Annotated in this window: 19 protein-coding genes; 10 read left to right on the top strand and 9 right to left on the bottom strand. The window is 70.6% G+C overall.

The annotated features are described in order from the left end of the window. Positions 1-91 precede the first annotated feature (91 nt). The 3 genes from QNJ30_14330 to QNJ30_14320 all read left to right on the top strand — a co-directional run bounded on the left by QNJ30_14330 (position 92) and on the right by QNJ30_14320 (position 4,507). Positions 92-2,962: an ankyrin repeat domain-containing protein gene (locus tag QNJ30_14330; GenBank protein ID MDJ0944639.1), complete on the top strand. Its 2,871-nt coding sequence runs from the start codon at positions 92-94 to the stop codon at positions 2,960-2,962. A 221-nt stretch (positions 2,963-3,183) separates the two neighbouring features. Next, entirely contained in the window at positions 3,184-3,696 is a 513-nt protein-coding gene (locus tag QNJ30_14325) for a polymer-forming cytoskeletal protein (GenBank protein ID MDJ0944638.1), read from the top strand. A gap of 259 nt (positions 3,697-3,955) precedes the next feature. Continuing rightward, the gene (locus QNJ30_14320; GenBank protein MDJ0944637.1) at positions 3,956-4,507 is read left to right on the top strand and encodes a polymer-forming cytoskeletal protein; all 552 of its coding nucleotides are present in this window, start codon (positions 3,956-3,958) and stop codon (positions 4,505-4,507) included. 128 nt (positions 4,508-4,635) lie between these two features. On the opposite strand, the gene QNJ30_14315 is transcribed toward QNJ30_14320, so the two are convergent. Further along, positions 4,636-5,544: a polymer-forming cytoskeletal protein gene (locus tag QNJ30_14315; GenBank protein ID MDJ0944636.1), complete on the bottom strand. Its 909-nt coding sequence runs from the start codon at positions 5,542-5,544 to the stop codon at positions 4,636-4,638. A 270-nt stretch (positions 5,545-5,814) separates the two neighbouring features. On the opposite strand from QNJ30_14315, the gene QNJ30_14310 reads away from it, so the two are divergent. From QNJ30_14310 to QNJ30_14285, 6 genes are all read left to right on the top strand, one after another. After that, on the top strand, positions 5,815-7,020 hold the full coding sequence (locus QNJ30_14310; GenBank protein ID MDJ0944635.1) for an ABC transporter substrate-binding protein: 1,206 nt from the start codon (positions 5,815-5,817) through the stop codon (positions 7,018-7,020). Next, on the top strand, positions 6,996-8,738 hold the full coding sequence (locus tag QNJ30_14305) for an ABC transporter permease subunit (GenBank protein MDJ0944634.1): 1,743 nt from the start codon (positions 6,996-6,998) through the stop codon (positions 8,736-8,738). The genes QNJ30_14310 and QNJ30_14305 overlap by 25 nt, the downstream gene beginning before the upstream one ends. After that, positions 8,735-9,448 (top strand): ATP-binding cassette domain-containing protein, encoded by a 714-nt coding sequence (locus QNJ30_14300; protein ID MDJ0944633.1) that lies wholly within the window; start codon positions 8,735-8,737, stop codon positions 9,446-9,448. The genes QNJ30_14305 and QNJ30_14300 overlap by 4 nt, the downstream gene beginning before the upstream one ends. A gap of 127 nt (positions 9,449-9,575) precedes the next feature. Then, positions 9,576-9,968, top strand: a complete 393-nt coding sequence (gene apaG / locus QNJ30_14295) for a Co2+/Mg2+ efflux protein ApaG (GenBank protein ID MDJ0944632.1) — start codon at positions 9,576-9,578, stop codon at positions 9,966-9,968. Positions 9,969-10,054: 86 nt separating this feature from the next. Then, positions 10,055-10,702, top strand: coding sequence for a GTP cyclohydrolase I FolE (gene folE, locus QNJ30_14290; GenBank protein ID MDJ0944631.1), 648 nt, complete (start codon positions 10,055-10,057; stop codon positions 10,700-10,702). 162 nt (positions 10,703-10,864) lie between these two features. Next, the gene (locus QNJ30_14285) at positions 10,865-12,313 is read left to right on the top strand and encodes a TrkH family potassium uptake protein (protein ID MDJ0944630.1); all 1,449 of its coding nucleotides are present in this window, start codon (positions 10,865-10,867) and stop codon (positions 12,311-12,313) included. Positions 12,314-12,328: 15 nt separating this feature from the next. Here QNJ30_14285 and QNJ30_14280 read toward each other — a convergent pair whose 3' ends face one another. The 7 genes from QNJ30_14280 to QNJ30_14250 form a co-directional block, all read right to left on the bottom strand. Further along, entirely contained in the window at positions 12,329-12,928 is a 600-nt protein-coding gene (locus QNJ30_14280) for a hypothetical protein (protein MDJ0944629.1), read from the bottom strand. Positions 12,929-12,994: 66 nt separating this feature from the next. Then, positions 12,995-13,900 (bottom strand): Hsp33 family molecular chaperone HslO, encoded by a 906-nt coding sequence (locus tag QNJ30_14275; protein ID MDJ0944628.1) that lies wholly within the window; start codon positions 13,898-13,900, stop codon positions 12,995-12,997. Between the two features lie 133 nt (positions 13,901-14,033). Then, positions 14,034-15,212 carry an aspartate aminotransferase family protein gene (locus QNJ30_14270; protein MDJ0944627.1) on the bottom strand — a complete coding sequence of 393 codons (1,179 nt, stop codon included), beginning with the start codon at positions 15,210-15,212 and terminating at the stop codon, positions 14,034-14,036. A 205-nt stretch (positions 15,213-15,417) separates the two neighbouring features. After that, the gene (locus QNJ30_14265) at positions 15,418-16,326 is read right to left on the bottom strand and encodes a TraB/GumN family protein (protein MDJ0944626.1); all 909 of its coding nucleotides are present in this window, start codon (positions 16,324-16,326) and stop codon (positions 15,418-15,420) included. A gap of 98 nt (positions 16,327-16,424) precedes the next feature. After that, a complete protein-coding gene (locus QNJ30_14260) occupies positions 16,425-17,321 on the bottom strand; it encodes a TraB/GumN family protein (GenBank protein ID MDJ0944625.1) in 897 nt (298 codons plus the stop codon). 55 nt (positions 17,322-17,376) lie between these two features. Next, the gene (locus tag QNJ30_14255; GenBank protein MDJ0944624.1) at positions 17,377-18,183 is read right to left on the bottom strand and encodes an ABC transporter permease; all 807 of its coding nucleotides are present in this window, start codon (positions 18,181-18,183) and stop codon (positions 17,377-17,379) included. Between the two features lie 25 nt (positions 18,184-18,208). Next, on the bottom strand, positions 18,209-19,024 hold the full coding sequence (locus tag QNJ30_14250; protein ID MDJ0944623.1) for an ABC transporter permease: 816 nt from the start codon (positions 19,022-19,024) through the stop codon (positions 18,209-18,211). An 80-nt stretch (positions 19,025-19,104) separates the two neighbouring features. Between QNJ30_14250 and QNJ30_14245 the strand changes: the two genes are divergently transcribed. After that, positions 19,105-19,716, top strand: a complete 612-nt coding sequence (locus QNJ30_14245; GenBank protein ID MDJ0944622.1) for a RecX family transcriptional regulator — start codon at positions 19,105-19,107, stop codon at positions 19,714-19,716. Here the strand turns inward: QNJ30_14245 and QNJ30_14240 are convergent. Next, positions 19,706-19,861 carry a hypothetical protein gene (locus QNJ30_14240; protein ID MDJ0944621.1) on the bottom strand — a complete coding sequence of 52 codons (156 nt, stop codon included), beginning with the start codon at positions 19,859-19,861 and terminating at the stop codon, positions 19,706-19,708. The genes QNJ30_14245 and QNJ30_14240 overlap by 11 nt on opposite strands. Positions 19,862-19,936 lie beyond the last annotated feature (75 nt).

The raw sequence follows: 19,936 nt of genomic DNA, 5'->3' as shown, positions 1-19,936 counted from the left end.
TCAGCGGAAGGACTTCTTAACCTCGAACCCCTAAGCATGGCGGCACTTCTGGCCTTTCCGCCCGGCGTCCGGGCAGAGCAGGAGACGCCCCTTGGGTCACGACCCGCCGCAGCGCAGGCAGCGCACGGTCATCTCCTTCCGCGACGTGATGATCAGCGGCCCCTTCTCGCAGAGCGAGGACGGCGAGCTGCAGATCGAAGGCGTCCTGGAGGGCGATCTCACCTGCCACGCCCTGATCGTGCCGCCCGGCGGCACCGTCAAGGGGACGATCCGGGCCGACTGGGTGGTGATCCAGGGCAACTTCTGCGGCAACGTCGAGACCAGCGTCTTCACCGCGACCAAAGACGCCGTGGTCATCGGCGGCCGGATCACCGCCTACGAGAAGGTCCTGATCGAGCCCGAGTGCCTGTTCCGCGGCGAGCTGCAGCGCCCGGGCGAGGGCGAGGACAGCCCGGAGCGCGGCTTCGCCCGCTCCGCCGCCGCCGCGGAGTCCGACCGCCTGGCCGCCGAGACCATGGCCGCCTGGCGCTTCTCCGAAGGCGACAGCGCCCTGGTCGAAGCCATCGCCAAGGGCGATACCAAGATCGTCGGCCGCCTGCTGCTGGCCGGCGCCGACCCCGACGCCGACGCGCCCGAGGGCATGACCGCCCTGACCCTGGCGATCGCCGGCCTGCGGGTCGAGATCGCCGAGCTGCTGCTGGGCGCGGGGGCGGATCCCGACCGCTGCAACGCCGAGGGCGAGACCCCGCTGTTGCTGGCCAGCGACCGCGGCGCCCAGCGCCTGGTGGAGCTGCTGCTCGCCGGCGGGGCCGATCCCAGCGCCGCCCGCGGCGACGGCAGCACGCCGCTGATCGAGGCCGCCCGGCGCGGGCGGACCGAGATCGTCCGCGCCCTGCTGACCGCCGGTGCCGACCTGGCGGAACGCAACCTCGCCGGCGAGATGCCGATGCTCCTGGCCAAGGAGCGGGGCTACGAGGAGACCCTCGCCCTGCTGCGCCAGGCCGCCCTCGGCGAGCTCCCGCCGAGCGAGTCGGGCGCGGACGGCGAGCCCGCCGAACTCGTCGCGAAGGAAGACCCCGAGGACGATGCCAACGCAGAGGCGGCAGCCGCGCCGGCGGCGCCGGCCGGCCCGACGACGGCCTCCTCGGAGCCGATTCCGGCAGAGACGCAGGCCGCACCTGCGGCAAAGCCGGAGGAGGACCCCGCCCCCGAGGCCGAGCCGGAAGAGAGCCAAGAGGAAGCGACGTCCGCCTCGGACGCGGCGCCAGCCGGCCCGACGCCGGCCCCCTCGGAGCCGATTCCGGCGGAGGCGCAGGCCGCAGCGGCGGCAGAGCCGGAGGAGCAGTCCGCTCCCGAGGCCGAGCCGGAAAAGAGCCAAGAGGAAGCGGCGCCCGCCTCGGACGCGGCGGCGGCTGGCCCGATGCCGGCCCCCTCGGAGCCGCTTCCGGTGGAGGCGCAGGCCGCACCTGCGGCAGCGCCGGATGAGGACCCCGCCTGCGAGGCCGAGCCGGACGAGAGCCAAGAGGAAACGGCGTCCGCCTCGGACGCGGCGGCAGCCGGCCCGACGCCGGCCCTCTGGAAGCCGCTTCCGGCAGAGACGCAGGCCGCAGCGGCGGCAGAGCCGGAGGCGGACTCCGCCCCCGAGGCCGAGCCGGAAGAGAGCCAAGAGGAAGCGGAGTCCGCCTCGGGCGCGGCAGCGGCATCCGGCCCGACGCCGGCTCCTTTGCAGCTGCTGGCGGCGGTGGCGCAAGCCCTGCCCGAGGCGGCGCCGGAGGAGGACTCCCTCCCAGAGGCCGAGCCGGCAGAGAGCCCAGGGGGAGCGGAGCCCGCCGCGGACGCGGCGGCGCCGGTCTTCAAGGCCGCCCCGGCGGACCATGACCCTGCCGGGGGCCAAGCCGCGGCGGCGCCCGGTGCCCCGCCGCCCGTGCCCGCCGCAGAGCCGGCCCCGGCGGCGGAGGCCCAGAAGGCGGTCGGGGCTGCGGCGGCGGCTGGCGACCTGCCACCGGCACCGCCGCCGATTCGGCCTGCCCTGCGGCCGCGCGTCCCACCAACGCCCAAGGATTCGGCGGAATCAATCCTCGCCGACCTCGCCCCCGCGGCGCCGCCCGCCGCAGACCCGCCGGCGCCACCGCCCCAGGTCGAGGCCTCGCCGGCACCCCCGGATGCGTCGGCGGGATTGGAGGAATCCCTCGAGCACGAGGCCCCACAGGGGCCGCCAGCGGCCCCGGAGCCGGAGCTCGCGTTCCTCGCGGTGCCTGAGCAGGCGCCCGGGGCCGAGCCGGTCCTGGAGATCCCGAAGCCGGACGGCGCCCCCGACCGGCCCCCACCGCGGGATCCCGACCCGGCACCGGTCGCGATCGCCCTCCGGAGCCCGACCCCCCAGGCGGAGGGCCGGCAGAGGGCGCCGGACAGCGCGCCGCCGGAGTCCACGGAGCCCTACCTCAGGATGCCGGCACAAGCCCCGCTCCCCGCTCCGGACGCCGCCTCCGCGCCCGCCCGACCCGAAACGCAGGTCCTGGCACCGGAAGAGGTCGAGGACCTCGGCCGCCAGGTCGCCCGCCTCATCGCCCCCTTCTCGCTCGAAGAGGCGCGTGCGCCCCTGCCGGCCTATGGCGCCGAGGACGAGGGCTGGCAGCTGGCACGACGGAGCCGGGGCCTGGCGGCGAGCGCACGGCGGCCGGATCCCGCCGGCGGCGACCAGGCAATCCTGGTCAAGTACGGCGCGGGCGGCGCCCCGCCGGGCCAGATCGAACGGCGCCGGCAGAGCAACGGCGTCGGGGCCCCCTGCGACGACCCGGCCGAGGGCGAGCTTCTGCTCTCGCTCTTCGAGCCGAACGACTCCCTGGTCTACTGGCCGGTCGGCTTCCGCCGGGTGATCCTGCGCGACGGCGAGCGCGCCGGGTCCTATGCCTGTGACGAGGACGGCAACTGGTCGAAGTCCGACGAGTCTGCGGGGTGCTGAGCCCCGGTCGAACGACCATCGGTTGCAGAGAATTTATCCTGCATTCCAGATTTTACTCGGTCTTAATGGCGGCGATGCCAAGTTTCGCCCAGCTCTCATCTCAAGGAAGGCGCGGTGTTGCGGTCGCTTTAGGGCAAGAGATGCTTCAACCCAAAAGGGTATGTCTTTAGCCATATATTGGACGACCAAAACTCTACGCCTCGCTCATGCCTGGAGGAATCATGGCGTCCAACACCGACACTCCCGCGACTGGCGAGAAGGCCGAGTCGTCCAGCAACCCCTACCCCGCATCGCCGATCAAGGAGAACGGCCTCGCCGCGGACCGAAAGCCGCGGACCAATGGCCAGGCGGGTGTCGCGACCTCCCTCGACAAGGTGGTCATCCGCGGCGCCTTCACCCTGACCGAGGACGGCGAGCTGCAGATCGGCGGCAACGTCGAAGGCAACATCAAGTGCCACGCGATGCACGTCATGGAAAGCGGCACCATGAGCGGCGACGTCAACGCCGAATCGGTCATCGTCAAGGGCACCTTCAACGGCAACATCTCGACCAACCACTTCACCCTGGCCAGCCACGCCAAGGTCGTGAGCAACGACATCCTGGTCTACGACACCGTGGTGATCGAGCCGGACAGCCACTTCGAAGGCCAGCTCCGGCGCCCTAACGCCGCCGAGGCCAAGGACTCGGCGCGAGGCAACGGCAGCTCCCGGGGCAGCGGCCGCTCGAACGGCTAGCGCTCGGGGCGTCCGGAGATCTTCGCCGGCCGGGCGGCGCCGCAGCGGCGCGCCGCCTGTCCGGTCGGTCTTCACCGCGGCGTAGCGTGCGGGCCGGAGCCTGACGGCTCGGCCCGGGCGAGCGACGGCAGCAGCAGGTTTCGGGGATCGGACCGCGGGGGGTGCCCCCTGAGGCCGGCTCGGCGAGCCTTGGCCAAATCTGGCAAATCAGGCCGGCAGACCGGTTGAGACCGGCCCGGCCGACACGGGGTGACCGCAGATGTTCTCTTCCAAGATAGACAAGTCCAATATCGACGGCAGCGGCAAGGGGTCCGAGGCCGGATTGAAGCTGGGAGCGCCGAAGGACGGCGAGCCCCGGCGCCGCGAGACCTCGCTCGACCGAGTGGTGGTCCGCGGCTTTTTTCAACTCGACGAAGACGGCGAGCTGCAGATCGGCGGCGAGGTCGAGGGCGACATCGAATGCCATGCCCTCACGATCCTCGAGGGCGGGTCGATGCAGGGCAACGTCCTGGCCGAGCGGATCCTGATCGAAGGCGCCTACGACGGCAACGTCGAGACCAAGCAGCTGACCGTGGCCAGCACGGCGAAGCTGATCAGCGACGACGTCCTGGTCCACGACGACGTGGTGATCGAGCCGGACGCCCACTTCGAAGGCGTGCTGCGCCGGCCGAGCCAGGCGGTCGCCTTCGGCGGCCGCAAGCCGGTCGGCAAGGCCTCGGACACCACCGCGGAGGCCGGGACCCGCGCCGCTGGCGCGCGCAAGGGTCAGGGATCTTCCAAGCGCGGCCAGCCGTCGGCCGGAGACGACTGACATCCCGCCGCGGGGTACCGGCAAAGCGCCCCGAAGCTGATGTCGCAACGGGCCTCTGCGTGGTAGCGGATACATCCGGCCGGACGGGACCGCAGGCAGGTCTCGTCTGAGCCGAACCCGCGCCGGGATCAGGAGCCGGCGCCGCGCTGCGACGTCTGCCGGTGCCGGGGTCGGCCGGCGGACTTGGCCGGCAGGCCCAGGGTCGCGGCCGGACCCTCTCCGGCGAGCCCGGCGAAGCGCCGCTCCATCGCCGTCAAGCGCTCGGTCAGCTCGGCCAGGGCCGCGGACTCGGCGGCCTTGGCCGGCCCCGCGCTGCGCGGCGCCCCGCTGCGACGCAGCTGCGCCAGCTTGCGCTCCAGGTCCACCAGCCGGCGGCGCAGGCTGCCGTCCGCCGCGAGCTGGGCCCGGGCCCCGGCATAGCCAAGCAGCACCAGGAAGCCGAAGGCCAGGAAGGCGACGACGTTCTGGTCGCCCAGCACCGGCGCCAGGACCGCGGGCAGGTCCTGGACGAAGGACCAGCGCCCGCTGTGGCCGAGGAAATAGACCAGCAGCAGGAACACGATGGCCAGCGACAGGTTGCGGACCAGCAGCCAGCGCTGCCGATCGGTCAGGGAGGCGGGGATCAGGCGCCCTAGGGCCCGCCAGCCACCCGGCCGCTCGGAAACCAGCTCCCGGTGCTGAATGCAGCCGTCGACCCGCCCGGTCTCGGCGATCGAGACCTTGGCGGCCCGGACCCAGCCGGCCACCGCGCCCAGGATCCGCACCTGATCCGCGGAGACCGAGCCGTCGATATAGGCGTCCTTGCCGACGACCACGGCCGGCGAATCGACGTCACCCTCGATCCGGCCCTCGATCTGAACCGGCCCCTGGCTCTGCAGATCGCCGACGACGATGACGTCCGGCCCGATGATCGACGGCATCGTCTGGCCGTCGACCGGCCCACCGCCGTTGAGGCCCCCGCCGTTGATCCGGCCTTTGCCCTTCTGGCCGTTGCTTTTCGGGCCGACCCCCTTGCGGCCGGCCGCCTCTTTGCCCATTTCGGGCGGCCTGTCCTCCCCGTTCGAGACCGACATATTGATCCCCCTCTCTGTCGGCTGTCCCTTCGTCGGACGGTTCTGGACTGCATAGTGACCGCTTCGCAAAGCCTCCGCAAATCCCTTCCCCGGCGGCGCCGCGGCGCCCTCCGGAGATCCGCAGAATGGCTGACATGCCGGGATTCACGGGATATTCTCCGCGCGCCCCTCCGGAACGCTCCCCTGGCCGGGCCGGGAACCGAGCGTCTGTGAATCTGGAAAGGACAGGTATCCATGGCTCGGCTGACGGCTGCCCTCGTGACCCTCGCGCTGCTGTTCCTGCAGGCCGCCCCGCCCGCCCGGGCCGCCGACTGGAACGCGATCCTGGAGCAGGCGCGCGGCCAGACGGTGTTCTGGAACGCCTGGGGCGGCGACGAGCGGATCAACGCCTATATCACCTGGGTCGGCAGCCGGGTCGCCGAGGACCACGGCGTCACCCTGCGCCACGTCAAGCTGACCGACACGGCCGAGGCGGTGTCCCGGGTCCTGGCGGAGAAGACCGCCGGGCGGGCGGAGGGCGGTACGATCGACCTGATCTGGATCAACGGCGAGAACTTCGCCGCCATGAAGGCGCAGGGGCTGCTCCACGGGCCCTTCGTCGAAGACTTGCCGAACCACGCCCTGGTCGACTTCGTGGGCAAGCCGACCACCCTGGTCGATTTCACCGTCCCCACCGACGGCCTGGAAGCGCCCTGGGGCATGGCCAAGTTCAACTTCGTCTACGACAGCGCCCGGATCCAGGCCCCGCCGCAGAACGCCGCGGCTCTGGCGGTCTGGAGCGCCATCAACCGGGGCCGCTTCACCTATCCCGCCCCGCCGGACTTCCTCGGCTCGACCTTTCTGAAGCAGGCGCTGATCGAGCTCGCGGAGGATCCCGCCGTGCTGCAGGCCGAGGTGCCGGACGAGGCCACGTTCCGGGCGGTGACCACGCCGCTGTGGCGCTATCTCGAGACCCTGCATCCCTTCATGTGGCGCGACGGCGAGTCCTTCCCGGCCAGCGGCCCGGCCCAGCGTCAGCTGCTCAATGACGGCGAGATCGACATCGCCCTCTCCTTCCACCCCTCGGAGACCTCCTCCCTGATCGCCGACGGGCAGCTGCCCGAAAGCGCGCGGGTCTTCGTCTTCCCCGAGGGCACGATCGGCAACACCCACTTCGTCGCCATTCCCTACAACGCCAGCAACGTCGAAGGCGCCATGGTGGTGGCCAACTTCCTGCTGAGCCCGGAGGCGCAGGCCCGCAAGCAGAGCAGCGAGGTCTGGGGCGACGACACCGTGCTCGACCTGGCCAAGCTGACGCCCGATCAGCGCCGCCTCTTCGACGCCCTGCCCAAAGGGCCGGCGACACTGCCCCCCGACGCGCTGGGCCCGGTCCTGCCGGAGCCGCACCCCTCCTGGATGACCAAGATCGAGGCCGAATGGCTGGCGCGCTACAGCCGCTGACCCTGGCCGGGGCGGCGGCCCCGGCGCGCGGCCGCTGGCTGCGGGCGGTCCCGGTCGCAACTCTGCTGCTGTTCCTGGGGCCGATCGCCGCCGGGCTGATCGGCACCTGGCTGCCGGCCTTCGGCTACCTTCCGGCCCTGGGCGGCGAGAGCTTCGGCCTGAGGCCCTGGTTCGAGCTGGCCGCCCACCCCGGGCTGGGCAGCAGCCTGCGCCTGACCCTGGTCAGCGGGCTCCTGGCGAGCCTGGCCACCTTCGTTCTCGCCGTCGGCTTCCTGGCGACCTGCTACAAGACCCGGGCCTTCTTCCTGCTCCGCCGCCTGCTGGCGCCGTTGCTGGCCATGCCGCACGTCGCCCTGGCGATCGGACTGGCCTTCCTGATCGCGCCCAGCGGCTGGCTCGCCCGCCTGGTCTCGCCCGGCCTGACCGGCTGGGAGCGGCCCCTCGACCTGGCCATCGTTCAGGACCCCTACGGCCTGGCGCTGGCCCTGGGCCTGACCTTGAAGGAGCTGCCCTTCCTGCTGCTGATGATGCTGGGCGCGATCGGCCAAACCCGCGCCGACCAGCGCCTGGCGGTGGCCCGCACCCTGGGCTACGGCCCGGCCATGGCCTGGATCAAGACCGTGCTGCCGGCGATCTACCCGCAGATCCGCCTGCCGATCTACGCCGTGATCGCCTATTCCTTGTCGGTGGTCGACATGGCGATGATCCTGGCGCCCGCGACCCCGCCGCCCCTGGCCGTGCTGGTCTTCCGCTGGTTCCACGATCCGGAGCTGAGCCTGCGCTTCCTCGGCGCCGCCGGGGCGACCCTGCAGCTGCTCCTGGTGGCGGCCGCGCTCGGCCTCTGGCATCTGGGCGAGCGCCTGGCGGTCCGGCTCGGCCGCCGCTGGCTTTTCGCCGGCGGCCGCGGGCGCGCCGGCCCCCTGCTCCCGGGCGGCGTCGCAGCCCTGGTCGCGCTCTGCTTCGGCCTTTCGATCGCCGGGATGCTGGGCCTGGCGGTCTGGTCCTTCGCCCGGCGCTGGCGCTATCCCGAGGCGCTGCCCGCGGAGTGGAGCCTCGACAACTGGCTACGCCAGACGGACGGCCTGGTCTGGGCCGGCGGCACCACCCTGCTGGTCGGGCTGGCCGCGGCGGCGATCGCCCTGGTCCTGGTCCTCGGCTGCCTGGAGAACGAGAAGCGTCACGGCCTGCACCCGACCGGCCGGATTCTCTGGCTGCTCTACCTGCCGCTTCTGGTGCCCCAGGTCGCCTTCCTCTTCGGCGCCCAGGTCATCGCCGTGCGCCTAGGCTTCGACGGCGGCTGGGCGGCCGTGGTCTGGAGCCACCTGCTCTTCGTCCTGCCCTACGTCTTCCTGGCCCTGGCCGAGCCCTTCCGCGCCCTGGACGAGCGCTACGTTCGCAGCGCGCTCTGCCTGGGCGCCCGGCCGGGCCGGGTGTTCTGGACGGTCAAGCTGCCGATGCTGCTGCGGCCGCTGCTCTTCGCCCTTGCCGTCGGCTTCGCGGTCAGCGTCGCCCAGTACCTGCCGACCCTCTTCGCCGGCGCCGGGCGCTTCGTCACCCTGACCACCGAGGCGGTGAGCCTCTCGGCCGGCGGCGACCGCCGGGTGATCGCGGTTTACGCCTTCTTCCAGGCCCTTCTGCCGCTGCTCGCCTTCAGCCTGGCGCTCTTGATCCCGGCCTGGCTGTTCCGACATCGTAAGGACATGAGGGTGATCGAATGACCTGGCCGAGACTCGCCGGCGCCCTGGAATTGCACCAGGTCGGCCTGGAGCTGAACGGCCGCCCGCTTCTGGGCCCGCTCGACCTGGCGGTGGCGCCGGGCGAGATCGTCACCCTCATGGGCCCCAGCGGCAGCGGCAAGTCCAGCCTGCTGGCGCTGATCTGCGGCACCCTCGACCCGGCCTTCCGCAGCATCGGCGAGATCAGGCTCGACGGCAGCGACCTGGCGGCGCTGCCGCCGGAGCGGCGCCGGGTCGGCATCCTGTTCCAGGACGACCTGCTGTTCCCGCACCTCTCGGTGGCCGAGAACCTCGCCTTCGGCCTGCCGACCTGGGTCCGCGGCCGCAAGGCGCGGCGGCAGAGGGTCCGCGAGGCCCTGGCCGAGGCCGACCTGAATGGCTTCGGCGACCGCGACCCGGCCACCCTGTCGGGCGGACAGCGGGCTCGGGTCGCGCTGATGCGGACCCTGCTGGCCGAGCCCCGCGCCCTCCTGCTGGACGAGCCCTTCTCAAAGCTCGACGTGGCACTCAGGGCGCGGTTTCGCCGCTTCGTCTTCGACCATGCCCGCGCCGAGGGCCTGCCGACCCTGCTGGTCACCCACGACCCGGCCGACGCCGAGGCCACCGGCGGCGCCGTCCTCAAGCTGGGCGAGGATCCGGCGGCCGCGCCGGCGCCGGCGGCACCCAGCCTGTCCAAGGCGACCGGCTCCTAGAGGTATCGAATTTTCCGCATTCGGACCCGCTGCGCGGGCTTGACGCGGCGCCCGAAGAGGTCTGTCTTCGGGCCCGCGTTCCGGGGTAGACTCCCGGTTCGAACGCCGACTTTGGGAAGCCAGCCAGATGTACAGCGAAACGACGCGTTCCATCCGGGTGACCGTAGAGCCGATCTACCTGGACGACCAATCCGCGCCGGAGGACAACCACTACGTCTGGGCCTACCACGTCCGGATCGAGAACGAGGGCCAGCAGACCGTACAGCTGCTGAACCGCTACTGGCAGATCACCGACGCCCTGGGCCAGGTTCAGGAGGTCAGGGGCGCCGGCGTGGTCGGCGAGCAGCCCGTGCTCGAGCCGGGCGGGAGCTTTGAGTACACCAGCGGCACGCCGCTGCCGACCCCTTCTGGCATCATGATGGGCAGCTACGAGATGGAGGACACCCTGGGCGGCCGCTTCAGCGTGACCATCCCGGCCTTCTCCCTGGACAGCCCCTACCAGAGAATCAACCTGAACTGACCGGCGGCGCCGGGAACAGGCCGCAGCCGGCAGGCTTCGCACCGGGAAGGAGAGGACGGAGCGTGACCGACAGCATAGCGCAGGTGATCGACGGCAAGGCCGAGGCGGAGCGGAGCGGCTCGGAACTCGAGAGCGCGGCCGCGCGGCCGAGCCTGGCGGAGGCCGAAGCCGCGGTGAAGACGCTGCTGCGCTGGGCCGGAGACGATCCGGCCCGGGAGGGCTTGCTGGACACGCCGGCCCGGGTCGCGCGCGCCTGGGAGGAGTTCTTCTCGGGCTACCGGACGGATCCCCGCGCCCTGCTGGAGCGGACCTTCACCGAGACCGAAGGCTATGACGAGATGGTCCTGCTGCGGCAGGTCCGCTTCGAGTCCCACTGCGAGCATCACTTGGCGCCGATCATCGGCTGCGCCCACATCGCCTATCTGCCGAGCCACCGCGTGGTCGGCATCAGCAAGCTGGCGCGGGTGGTCGACGCCTATGCCCGGCGGCTGCAGATCCAGGAGAAGATGACCGTCCAGATTGCCAACACCATCAACGACGTGCTGGAGCCAAACGGCGTGGCGGTGGTGATCGAGGCGGCGCATCAGTGCATGACCACCCGCGGCGTTCACAAGCCGGGGGTCTCGATGGTGACCAGCTGCATGCTGGGCCAGTTCCGCTCCAACGCCACCACCCGACGCGAGTTCCTCGCCCTGGTCGGCACCCCCCAGGGCGGCACCCAGGTTTACGGATAGAGCTCGAACGGGCCGTAAACGCCCAAGCGAGCGGGGTTATTTCGGCATCGACGGCCCGGTGGGTTTTGCTATGCTCCCGCGCCGGAGAGCCGAAGGGGCGCCGCGGGACCGCCGCGGTCGCGCCCGGCGGCCTCCGGAGCGGAGCAGCCACGGATTGACGGCATGATCGACCTGCGGCCGGTCGTCTTCATCATCGGGATCCTGCTGGTCATCCTCGCGATCGCCATGATCATCCCGGCGATCGTCGATGTTGCCGTGGGACACGACGACTGGCAGGTCTTCGCCGCCTCGGCCGCCCTGACCTTCTTCGTCGGCGCGCTCATGGTCCTGACCACCCGCGCCGGCTGGAAGAGCTTCAGCCTGCGTCAGGCCTTCCTGATGACCAACCTGGCCTGGCTGGTGATCGCGACCTTCGCCGCCCTGCCGCTCGCCTTCTCCGGCCTCGAGCTCAGCTACACGGACGCCTTCTTCGAGTCCATGTCGGGGGTCACGACCACCGGCTCGACGGTAATCATCGGCCTCGACTATGCGCCGCCCGGGATTCTGCTGTGGCGCGCGATCCTGCAGTGGCTGGGCGGCATCGGCATCATCGTCATGGCGGTCGCCATCCTGCCGATCCTGCAGGTCGGCGGCATGCAGCTCTTCCGGGTCGAGGCCTTCGAGACCGACAAGGTGATGCCGCGCGCGGCGCAACTGGCGGGCCGCATCGGCTTCGTCTACGTCGCCCTCACCGCGCTGGGCGCCATCGTGCTCTGGTTGCTGGGCATGTCCGGCTTCGACGCCGTCGCCCACGCCATGACCTCGATCGCGACCGGCGGCTATTCGACCCGGGACGCTTCGATCGGCTACTACGACAGCGCGGCGATCGACTGGGCGATCTGCCTCTTCATGGTGCTTGGCAGCATCCCCTTCGTGCTCTACCTGCGCGCCGCGCAGGGCCGGCCCCTGGTGATCTTCAAGGACAGCCAGGTCCAATGGATGCTCATGATCCTGGCCTTCGGGATCCTCAGCGTCGCCTTCTGGCTCTACCGGACCGGCCAGATGGAGGACGCCACCGGGGCGCTGCGCTACGCCGCCTTCAACACCATCTCGGTGATGACCGGGACCGGCTATTCGACCACCAACTTCGGCGCCTGGGGCGGCTACGCGATGTCGATCCTCTTCGTGCTGATGTTCGTCGGCGGCTGCGCCGGCTCGACGACCTGCGGGATCAAGATCTTCCGCTTCCAGGTCGTCCATGCGACCGCGCTGGTGCAGCTCAGGAAGCTCCTGCAGCCCAACGGAGTCTTCATCGCCTACTACAACAAGCGGCCGATTCCCGAGCGGGTCGCGGAATCGGTGATGAGCTTCTTCTTCCTCTATGCCGCCAGCTTCGCGGTCCTGGCCCTGGGCCTGGGCTTCCTCGGCCTCGACTTCGTCACCGCCGTCTCCGGCGCCGCGACCGCGATCTCAAACGTCGGCCCCGGCCTGGGCGACATCATCGGGCCAGCCGGCAACTTCGCGCCCCTGCCCGACGCCGCCAAGTGGCTGCTGTCGGCCGGCATGCTGCTCGGCCGGCTCGAGCTCTTCACCGTCCTGGTGCTGGTGACCCGAGCCTTCTGGCGGGAGTAGGCCGGGCGGGCCCGATCAACGGACCCGATAGCGCTGGAAGTTCTGCTCGATGCCCTCGTCGAGCCGCTCGTTCATGTCGGCCATCAGCTTCTCGGTCAGCTCGTACCAGGCCTTCTCGCGCTCGTTCAGGGTCACGTCCTCGGATACGGTCAAGGTCCGGTTCACCTCGGTGACCAGATTGACCTCCTCCCAGCCGCGATCGTCCTTGATCACGATCTGGACCTCGAGGTGGGCGTCGTAGCGCTCCGACTGCTCGGTGGTCAGCGCGCCGGTCACCCCCCCCGACTGCTCCAAAGGGACCTCGACCACGGCGGCGTCGCGAATCACGAAGGTCGCGGTCTTGGTCGCGCCGGCCGCGACCAGCCGGTCCTGGGCCCAGCGCGCCGCGGCGTCCATCGGCTTGACCGGAAAGTCGTGGTCGACGTTCGGCTCCGAGAGCGGTGGGGTGTAGGCCTGTTCGACCACGATGTCGCGGACGTCGAGCCGGATCGGGTCGAGATGCTGGTAGGTCAGCTCCGGGTAGATGTTGCGCTCCGGCGTGATCTCGCAGCCGGCGAGGGCGAGCGCGGCAAGGGCGAGCAGATGAACGGCCTTGAGGCCGGGAAACCTAAGCATGTCCGGGTCCTTAGCCAGGCTGGGGTTCAAGTCCTGGCACGTCTTTACGCCGCGGCGGCGGCGCGATCAAGGTGCCAGGATCTCGGCCAGCTCGGTCTCGTCGAAGCGGTAGTCGATGTTGCAGAACTGACAGGTCATGACCACGGCGTCCTCGACCTTGTACTCCTCCAGCGACGCTGGCGGGATCGAAGCCAGGATGCGCGCGACCCGGTCGCGTGAGCAGCGGCAGCCGAGGGTCAGCGGCCGGGGCTCGAAGACCCGCACGCCGTCCTCGTGGAACAGCCGGTAAAGCAGCCGGTTGGGCGCGAGCTGCGGATCGAGCAGCTCCGTCTCGGTGCAGCTGCCCAGGAAGGCGCAGCCGCGGCGCCAGCCCTCCTCGGCTTCCTCCTCGGAGAGCTGCTGAGCCTGCGCCTCCTCCCGCGGCATGCGCTGCAGCATGATCGCGCCGGCCCGCCAGCGGCCGTCGACCCGGGCGGCCGCCAGCTTGACCACCGTGGCCAGCTGTTCGGACTGGCCGAAGTAATGGTGCACGCAGTCGGTCAGGGTGGCGCCGTTCAGTTCGACGATGCCCTGGTAGCGCTCGCTGTGCACGCCCTGGTCGACGGTGAAGGCCAGGTAGCCCGTGCCCAGCAGGTGCGGCAGGCTCGGCGTGCCCGGCCCGGCGCGGTCGAGCAGCGCCTCCAGGCGTTCCGCGTCGAACTGGGCGAAGCCACGCAGCGCGCCGGCCGCGGTCACGTCGCTGACCATCATCGAGATCGGACCGTCGCCGCGGGTCTGCAGCGAGAAGACGCCTTCGAACTTCAGCATAGAGGACAGCAGGCCGGTCAGGGCCAGCAGCTCGCCCAGGCGGCCGGCCACGGCCTCCGGATAGGCGTGCCGCGACAACACGGTCTCGACCAGGGGCCCGAGGCGCAACAGACGTCCCCGCAGGCCGCAGGCCTCGACCAGGAAGGGCTCCACCGCATCGGTCATGCGGTCGGACCCGCCAAAAGGGGCATCACTGTCCACGTTCCGGATCTCCATACCTGCAAATTCGTGTCGACGGCGCGCGGGCGCAAGCCCGCCGCGGGCAGGCCTCCGGCCGCGGCCTCTTGTCGGCCGCCTCTCAGGCGGCCTTTGGCCAGCCCTCGCAGGCCTGCTCCAGGATGCCCAGGGCCTCCTCGACCTGCTGCGCCTCGATGATCAGCGGCGGCAGGATCCGCACCACGTTCTCGGCCGCCGGCACGGTGAGCAGGCCGCCGTCGCGCAGCCGGTCCACCAGCTCGACGTTGGGGACCCGGCAGCGCAGGCCGAGCATCAGGCCGGCGCCGCGGACCTCGGCCAGAAGACCCGAGTGGCGCTCGACCAGGCTCTCCAGGCCTTCACGCAGTTGGGCGGCCACGGCCTCGACCCGCTCGAGGAAGCCCTCCGACGACACCACGTCCAGCACGGCGTTGCCGACTGCCACGGCCAGGGGGTTGCCGCCGAAGGTCGAGCCGTGGGAGCCCGCGGTCATACCGACCGCCGCCGCCTCGGTCGCCAGGCAGGCGCCGATCGGGAAGCCGCCGCCCAGGCCCTTGGCCACGGCCATGACGTCCGGGCGGATCCCCGCCCATTCGTGCGCGAAGAGGCGGCCGGTCCGGCCGACCCCGCACTGGACCTCGTCGAGGAAGAGCAGCAGGCCGAACTCGTCGCAGACCTCGCGCAGGGCGCGCAGGTAGGCCAGGTCGGCCGGCCGGATGCCGCCCTCGCCCTGGATCGGCTCGACCAGGATTGCCGCGGTCTGGGGCGTGATCGCCGCGCGCAGCTCGTTCATGTTGCCGAAGGCGACGTTGTCGAAGCCCTCGACCGCCGGCGCGAAGCCCTCCAGGTACTTGGGATTGGCGGCGGCCGAGATGGTCGTCAGGGTGCGGCCGTGGAAGGCGCCGCTGCAGGTGATGACCCGGTAGCGCTCCGGGTGTCCGGTCCGGTGATGGTACTTGCGCACCAGCTTGAGCCCGCACTCGATGGCCTCGGCTCCGGAGTTCGAGAAGAACACGGTGTCCGCGAAGGTCGTCTCGACCAGGCGGCGCGCCAGGCGCTCGGCCTCGGGAATCCGATAGAGGTTGGAGACGTGCCAGAGCTTCTGCGCCTGGGCGCTCAGCGCCGCGACCAGATGCGGATGGCCGTGGCCCAGGGAATTGACCGCGATCCCCGAGGCGAAGTCCAGGTATCGCCGACCCTCGGCGGTGTAGAGATAGGGCCCCTCGCCGCGCTCGAAGGCGAGCTCGGCGCGGGCGTAGGTCGGCATCAGCGCGTCGATCACGCCTGGTCTCCCTTCCGGTCGCTCGGATGTGGAATCTCGGCCGCAGCCAGCAGTTCGAGACTAGATCAAACCGCACTCAATTGAAATCAATTGAGTGCGGGTAATTTGATCTGTCTTGATACAGGCGGAGCAGCTCTTCTGCGTTCACGTGAACGCAGGCTGCTCCGGGCGGCCCGGCCCCGCGCCGTCAACCGTAGGACAGGCTTCAGTAGACCCGCGTGACGGTGTAGCCGCGCTTCTCTAGAAGGTGGAGGACGCCCTTCTCGCCCGGCAGGTGCGCCGCGCCGACCGCGACGAAGGCCCGCCCGGCCTTCAGCTGCTTCTGCATATTCCGGACCATGACCGCGTTGCGCTCGTCGATGAAGCGGGCCTGCAGGACCGCGGCCAAGCCCTGGTCCTCGAGGCGGTACTGGCGGTCGAAGTAGGCCATGAGGCCGGCCATGTCGGCCCGCAGATAGAAGCGCAGCGCCTTGTAGAAGTGATTGTCGACGTAGTAGTTGAAGCGCAGGGCGGCCTGGACCAGGGTGACCTGCCGCTCCCGGCTGAGCTCGTCGAAGAAGCCGAAGACGTCCTCGACCCGCTCCAGGCCGTAGACCGGCTTGCCCATCTGCTCCGCCGCCTGTTGCAGCATGTAGTCGAGGAAGGGGGTGCCCATGCCCTGGCGGATCGCTTCGCCCGGCGGGGAGCCGAGCAGCAGGTAGACCGCCCAGGGCTTCAGGCGGCGCAGGTCCGCCGGCCGCATGCGATAGGCCCGGGCGGCGAGGGCGACCTCGTTGAACAGCTTCCTGCCGAGGATCTGCTCGAGATCGCGCCGCCCGTCGAGCATCATCGCCTCCTGGACCTTCAGGCCGTCGTCGTAGGTCATGACCCGCTCCAGGGTCACGCTGCGCGCGGCCCGGAGCGCTTCGCCGATCGTGGCCGTGAGGTCGAGGACGCGCTGGTCCGCGGTGTGGAAGGTCCCCAGGATGTGGCTGGGCTTCGCGCCCTTGCCTTCGATGCGCCAGAAGATGCCCTGGCCGTGCAGCAGAGGGTCGGCCGCACCTGCCGGGGCGATCGACAGGAAGAGGATGGTCAGGGCGAGGCAGAGCCGGCGAGATGAAAGTCCTACTGACATGGCTTGAGATCCTCCGAACCGGGGCGGTCCGAAGTTGCCACGACAGGCTTAATTTTCCTTGAGCCTCCTCGAGGGGGCCGGCGGGCGGGGCCGCCGGCTCAGTAGACCCGAGAGACCTTGTAGCCGCGCTCGGCCAGGAGGCTGAGCATTCCCGTCCGGCCCGGCAGGTGGAGGGCGCCGACCGCGATCACCGCGCCGCCCTGCGCCAGCAGGCTCTCGGAGCGCTCGACCATCGTGGCGTTACGCCGGTCGACCAGCCCTTCGACGAAACGGGCCTGGAACTCGGGGTCCACGTCCTTGGACAGCTCCGACATCATGCCGTAGATCGCAGCCAGGTCCCGGGCCAGGTAGTGCCTCACCATGTCCTCGAAGAGGCCCGGGTTCTCCTCCTGCTCGTCGAGGGTCGACCTTAGCAGCATCACCTGCTCGGCGTCCGAAAGCGAGTCGAAGACCGCGATCTGCTCGTCGAGGCTCTCCAAGGGCACGACCGGCTTGCCCTGGCTGCTGGCCAGGTCCTGAAGGTGGAAATCGAGCGCCCGGGCGCCGCGCTGCTGGCGTTGCAGCTCCTCCGGCGGCATGGCGAAGAGCGAGAGCAGCCCCCAAGGCTTGAAGAGCCGCAGCTGCGTCGCCCCGAGGCCGTAGGACTGGGCCGCGATGGCGCTGCGCGCGAAGAGCTTCGGGCCCAGGATCTGATCGAGGCTGCGCCCGTCGCGCAGAATCGCGGCCATGGCCAGGGCCTGCTGGTCTCTCGGGGTCAGGACGATCTCGACGGCCAGGGTCTCGGCCCGGTCGATCGCTTCGGCGACCGGTGCCGGCAGTGCCAGGATCCTCGGATCGCTGGTGTGAAAGGTCCCGAGGACGTGGCTGATCCGGCCGTTGGGCGCCTCGACCTGCCACAACAGGCCCTGGCCATAGGGCAGGGCGCCGCCCCAGGCCGAGCCCGGCAGCAGGAGCCAGAGCCCCAGGACCAGGGTGCGGAGGATGGAAGACTTCATGTGATGGACCATGGTCGGCAATCCAGCAGGGAAAGCTTAATAAATCGGTAGGGGCTCAAGCCTTGATCTTGTAGCCGCGGGCGAAAAGCCGCCAGACCAGAGCGGCGAGCAGCAGGTCGAGCAGGCCGACCAGCAGGAAGCCCTGCCAGGCGGCGGTCTCGGCAAAGCCGATGAAGGCGGCGCGGAATCCGTCGATGACATGGAACACCGGGTTGAAGACGATCAGCGCCTGGCCGAGCTCGGGCAGGCTGGCGATCGGAAAGAAGGTGCCCGACAGCAGGCCAAGCGGCAGGATCAGGAAGCTGTCGGCGAAGCTGTAGTGCTCCCACTTCTCCGCCCAGAGCCCGACCAGGGTCCCGAGCAGGGCGAAGAGCAGGGTGCCGAGGAGCGCGAAGCCCAGGACCTGCAGCGGCGCCAGCAGCGGCAGGCCGACGAAGAGCGCCACCACCAGCCCGACCAGGATCCCGCTCATCGCTGCGCTGGCCATGGCCGAGAGCACGTAGCCGGCCATGACCTCCAGCGGCGAGAGCGGCGCCGCCAGCAGGTCCTCGATGGTCCGGTTGTTCTTGTCGTCGAGGACCGAGAAGCCGGCCATCTCGAAGGCGGTGTAGCAGAGCGAGAACATCACCAGTCCGGGTGCGATGAAGCTGGTGTAGGTGACCCCTTGGGCGACCTCCCGCTCGGCGCCGAAGGCGACGGCGAAGACCGCCAGGAACAGCAGGGTGAAGACGCAGGGCCCGCCGAGCGACTCCCAGGCGAAGTCGAGGAAGCGCCGGATCCCACGCCGGTAGTGCGACCAGAGGCCCAGCCAGTTGACGGGGCCGTAGCGTCGCGGCGGCGTCAGGGTCGCGGGCGGCGGCATGTCCCGGGCCTGGCCCCCCACCACACTAGGCCTTGAGCCGGTAGCCGGTGGCGATCATCCGGTAGGCCAGCAGCCAGAGCGCCAGGTTGACGGCCAGGACCACCGCCGCGCCGATCCCGGGCAGGCCGTCGGCGTGGCCGATGAAGCCGTAGCGGAAGCCGTCGATCAGATAGAAGAAAGGGTTGAAGTGGGCGATGGCCTCCCAGCCGTCGGGCAGCCGCTCGATCGAGTAGAAGGTGCCCGAGAGGAAGGACAGCGGGGTGATCACGAAGTTGGTGACCGCCGCGATATGATCGAATTTCTCCGCCCAGATGCCGCCGATCATGCCGAGCAGGGCCAGCATCAGCGAAGCGTTGACCGCGAAGAAGAGGATCAGCCAGGGGCTGTGCAGGCCGAGCGGCACGAAGGCCCACATCGCCAGCCCGACCGCCAGCCCGACCAGGACCCCGCGGGTCACCCCGCCGGCGGCGTGGGCCAAGGCGAGCTCGCTGGCCGAGAGCGGCGGCATCAGCATGTCGACGATGTTGCCCTGGACCTTGGCGATGACCAGCGACGAGGAGGTGTTGGCGAAGGCGTTCTGCATGATCGCCATCATGATCAGGCCCGGCGCCAGGAACTCGGCGTAGCCGACGCCGCCGGCGGTCTGCACGCTGCGGCCCAGGGCCAGGGTGAAGATGGCCAGGAACAGCAGGGTGGTGACGATCGGCGCGAGCAGGGTCTGGGTGTAGACGTTGAGGAAGCGCCGGACCTCCTTCAGATAGAGCGTCCAGAGGCCCCGCCAATTGACCGCTCCGATCACCCGGGGTGCCGGCGGGCGATCGCCGAAGCTGCGCATTTCCATGTCCGCTCAGATAGGCCGAGTGGCCGAACAAGGCAAGGCGCTGGTCGGCCCCGCGGCGATCGTGGCATCCTCGCGCGGCGATGGCGGAGTCGGAGAGAAGAGCGGAGACTGGAAAAACGGACGCGCGGCGCAGGCTGCCGAAGAAGGCGACCCCCGCCTCCCTGGAACGCGCGGCGCTGTTCTACCTCGACCGCTACGCGACCTCGGCCGACAACCTGCGCCAGGTCCTGCGCCGCAAGGTCGCCCGCTCGGCGCGGGTGCACGACAGCAATGTCGCAGCGGGCCACGCCGCCGTCGAAGCCCTGATCGCCCGCTTCCTGGAAAGCGGCCTGCTGGACGACGCCCGCTATGCCGAGGCCCGCGCGCGCAGCCTGGCCCGCCGCGGCCAGTCGCTGCGCGGGATCCGCCTGCTGCTGCTGCAGAAGGGCGTCGGCGAGGAGGAGATCGCCGCCGCCCTGGCCGGCCTGCGCGATGAGACCGGCGATCCCGACCTGGCCGCGGCCCTGGCCTACGCCCGCCGGCGCCGGCTCGGGCCCTACCGGCCGGCGGCCGAGCGTGCGGCACGGCGCGACCGCGACCTCGCCGCCCTGGCCCGCCGCGGCTTCGCCTCGGACCTCGTCCTCAGGGTCATCGACGCCGAATCCTCCGAGGCGCTGGAAGACGAGGCCACCGCGCCGGGGCTCAGCCGCTGACGGCGATCAGGGCAAAGCAGCGCTGCGGCACGACCAGGGGATCCTCCGGGAACCCGGCGTCGAGCGGGGCCGCGTGCGCGCGATCGAAGGCCGCCGCCCGGTGCCGGCTGTCGTCTTCTGCGGTCTTGCCGAAATCGACCTCCATCACCATCCTCTTTCTCAGCCAGCAATGCACGTAGCCGCCGGTCGAAGCTTGCCGTGGCCGGCAAGAATTACCAGC

Source organism: Kiloniellales bacterium, from assembly GCA_030066685.1.
Lineage (GTDB): Bacteria > Pseudomonadota > Alphaproteobacteria > Kiloniellales > JAKSBE01 > JAKSBE01.
Note: the sequence above shows the minus strand (reverse complement) of the source record. Positions and strands in the feature narration are given on the sequence as shown.

Excerpts from the sequence above, each read along its gene's own strand:
- QNJ30_14310 (MDJ0944635.1), top strand. The coding sequence starts at position 5,815 with ATGGCTCGGCTGACGGCTGCCCTCGTGACCCTCGCGCTGCTGTTCCTG.
- apaG (MDJ0944632.1), top strand. The coding sequence starts at position 9,576 with ATGTACAGCGAAACGACGCGTTCCATCCGGGTGACCGTAGAGCCGATC.
- QNJ30_14325 (MDJ0944638.1), top strand. The coding sequence starts at position 3,184 with ATGGCGTCCAACACCGACACTCCCGCGACTGGCGAGAAGGCCGAGTCG.
- QNJ30_14280 (MDJ0944629.1), bottom strand. The coding sequence starts at position 12,928 with ATGCTTAGGTTTCCCGGCCTCAAGGCCGTTCATCTGCTCGCCCTTGCC.
- QNJ30_14315 (MDJ0944636.1), bottom strand. The coding sequence starts at position 5,544 with ATGGGCAAAGAGGCGGCCGGCCGCAAGGGGGTCGGCCCGAAAAGCAAC.
- QNJ30_14260 (MDJ0944625.1), bottom strand. The coding sequence starts at position 17,321 with ATGAAGTCTTCCATCCTCCGCACCCTGGTCCTGGGGCTCTGGCTCCTG.
- QNJ30_14255 (MDJ0944624.1), bottom strand. The coding sequence starts at position 18,183 with ATGCCGCCGCCCGCGACCCTGACGCCGCCGCGACGCTACGGCCCCGTC.
- QNJ30_14320 (MDJ0944637.1), top strand. The coding sequence starts at position 3,956 with ATGTTCTCTTCCAAGATAGACAAGTCCAATATCGACGGCAGCGGCAAG.
- QNJ30_14300 (MDJ0944633.1), top strand. The coding sequence starts at position 8,735 with ATGACCTGGCCGAGACTCGCCGGCGCCCTGGAATTGCACCAGGTCGGC.
- QNJ30_14245 (MDJ0944622.1), top strand. The coding sequence starts at position 19,105 with ATGGCGGAGTCGGAGAGAAGAGCGGAGACTGGAAAAACGGACGCGCGG.
- QNJ30_14285 (MDJ0944630.1), top strand. The coding sequence starts at position 10,865 with ATGATCGACCTGCGGCCGGTCGTCTTCATCATCGGGATCCTGCTGGTC.
- QNJ30_14305 (MDJ0944634.1), top strand. The coding sequence starts at position 6,996 with ATGGCTGGCGCGCTACAGCCGCTGACCCTGGCCGGGGCGGCGGCCCCG.
- QNJ30_14275 (MDJ0944628.1), bottom strand. The coding sequence starts at position 13,900 with ATGACCGATGCGGTGGAGCCCTTCCTGGTCGAGGCCTGCGGCCTGCGG.
- QNJ30_14240 (MDJ0944621.1), bottom strand. The coding sequence starts at position 19,861 with ATGGAGGTCGATTTCGGCAAGACCGCAGAAGACGACAGCCGGCACCGG.
- QNJ30_14265 (MDJ0944626.1), bottom strand. The coding sequence starts at position 16,326 with ATGTCAGTAGGACTTTCATCTCGCCGGCTCTGCCTCGCCCTGACCATC.
- QNJ30_14250 (MDJ0944623.1), bottom strand. The coding sequence starts at position 19,024 with ATGGAAATGCGCAGCTTCGGCGATCGCCCGCCGGCACCCCGGGTGATC.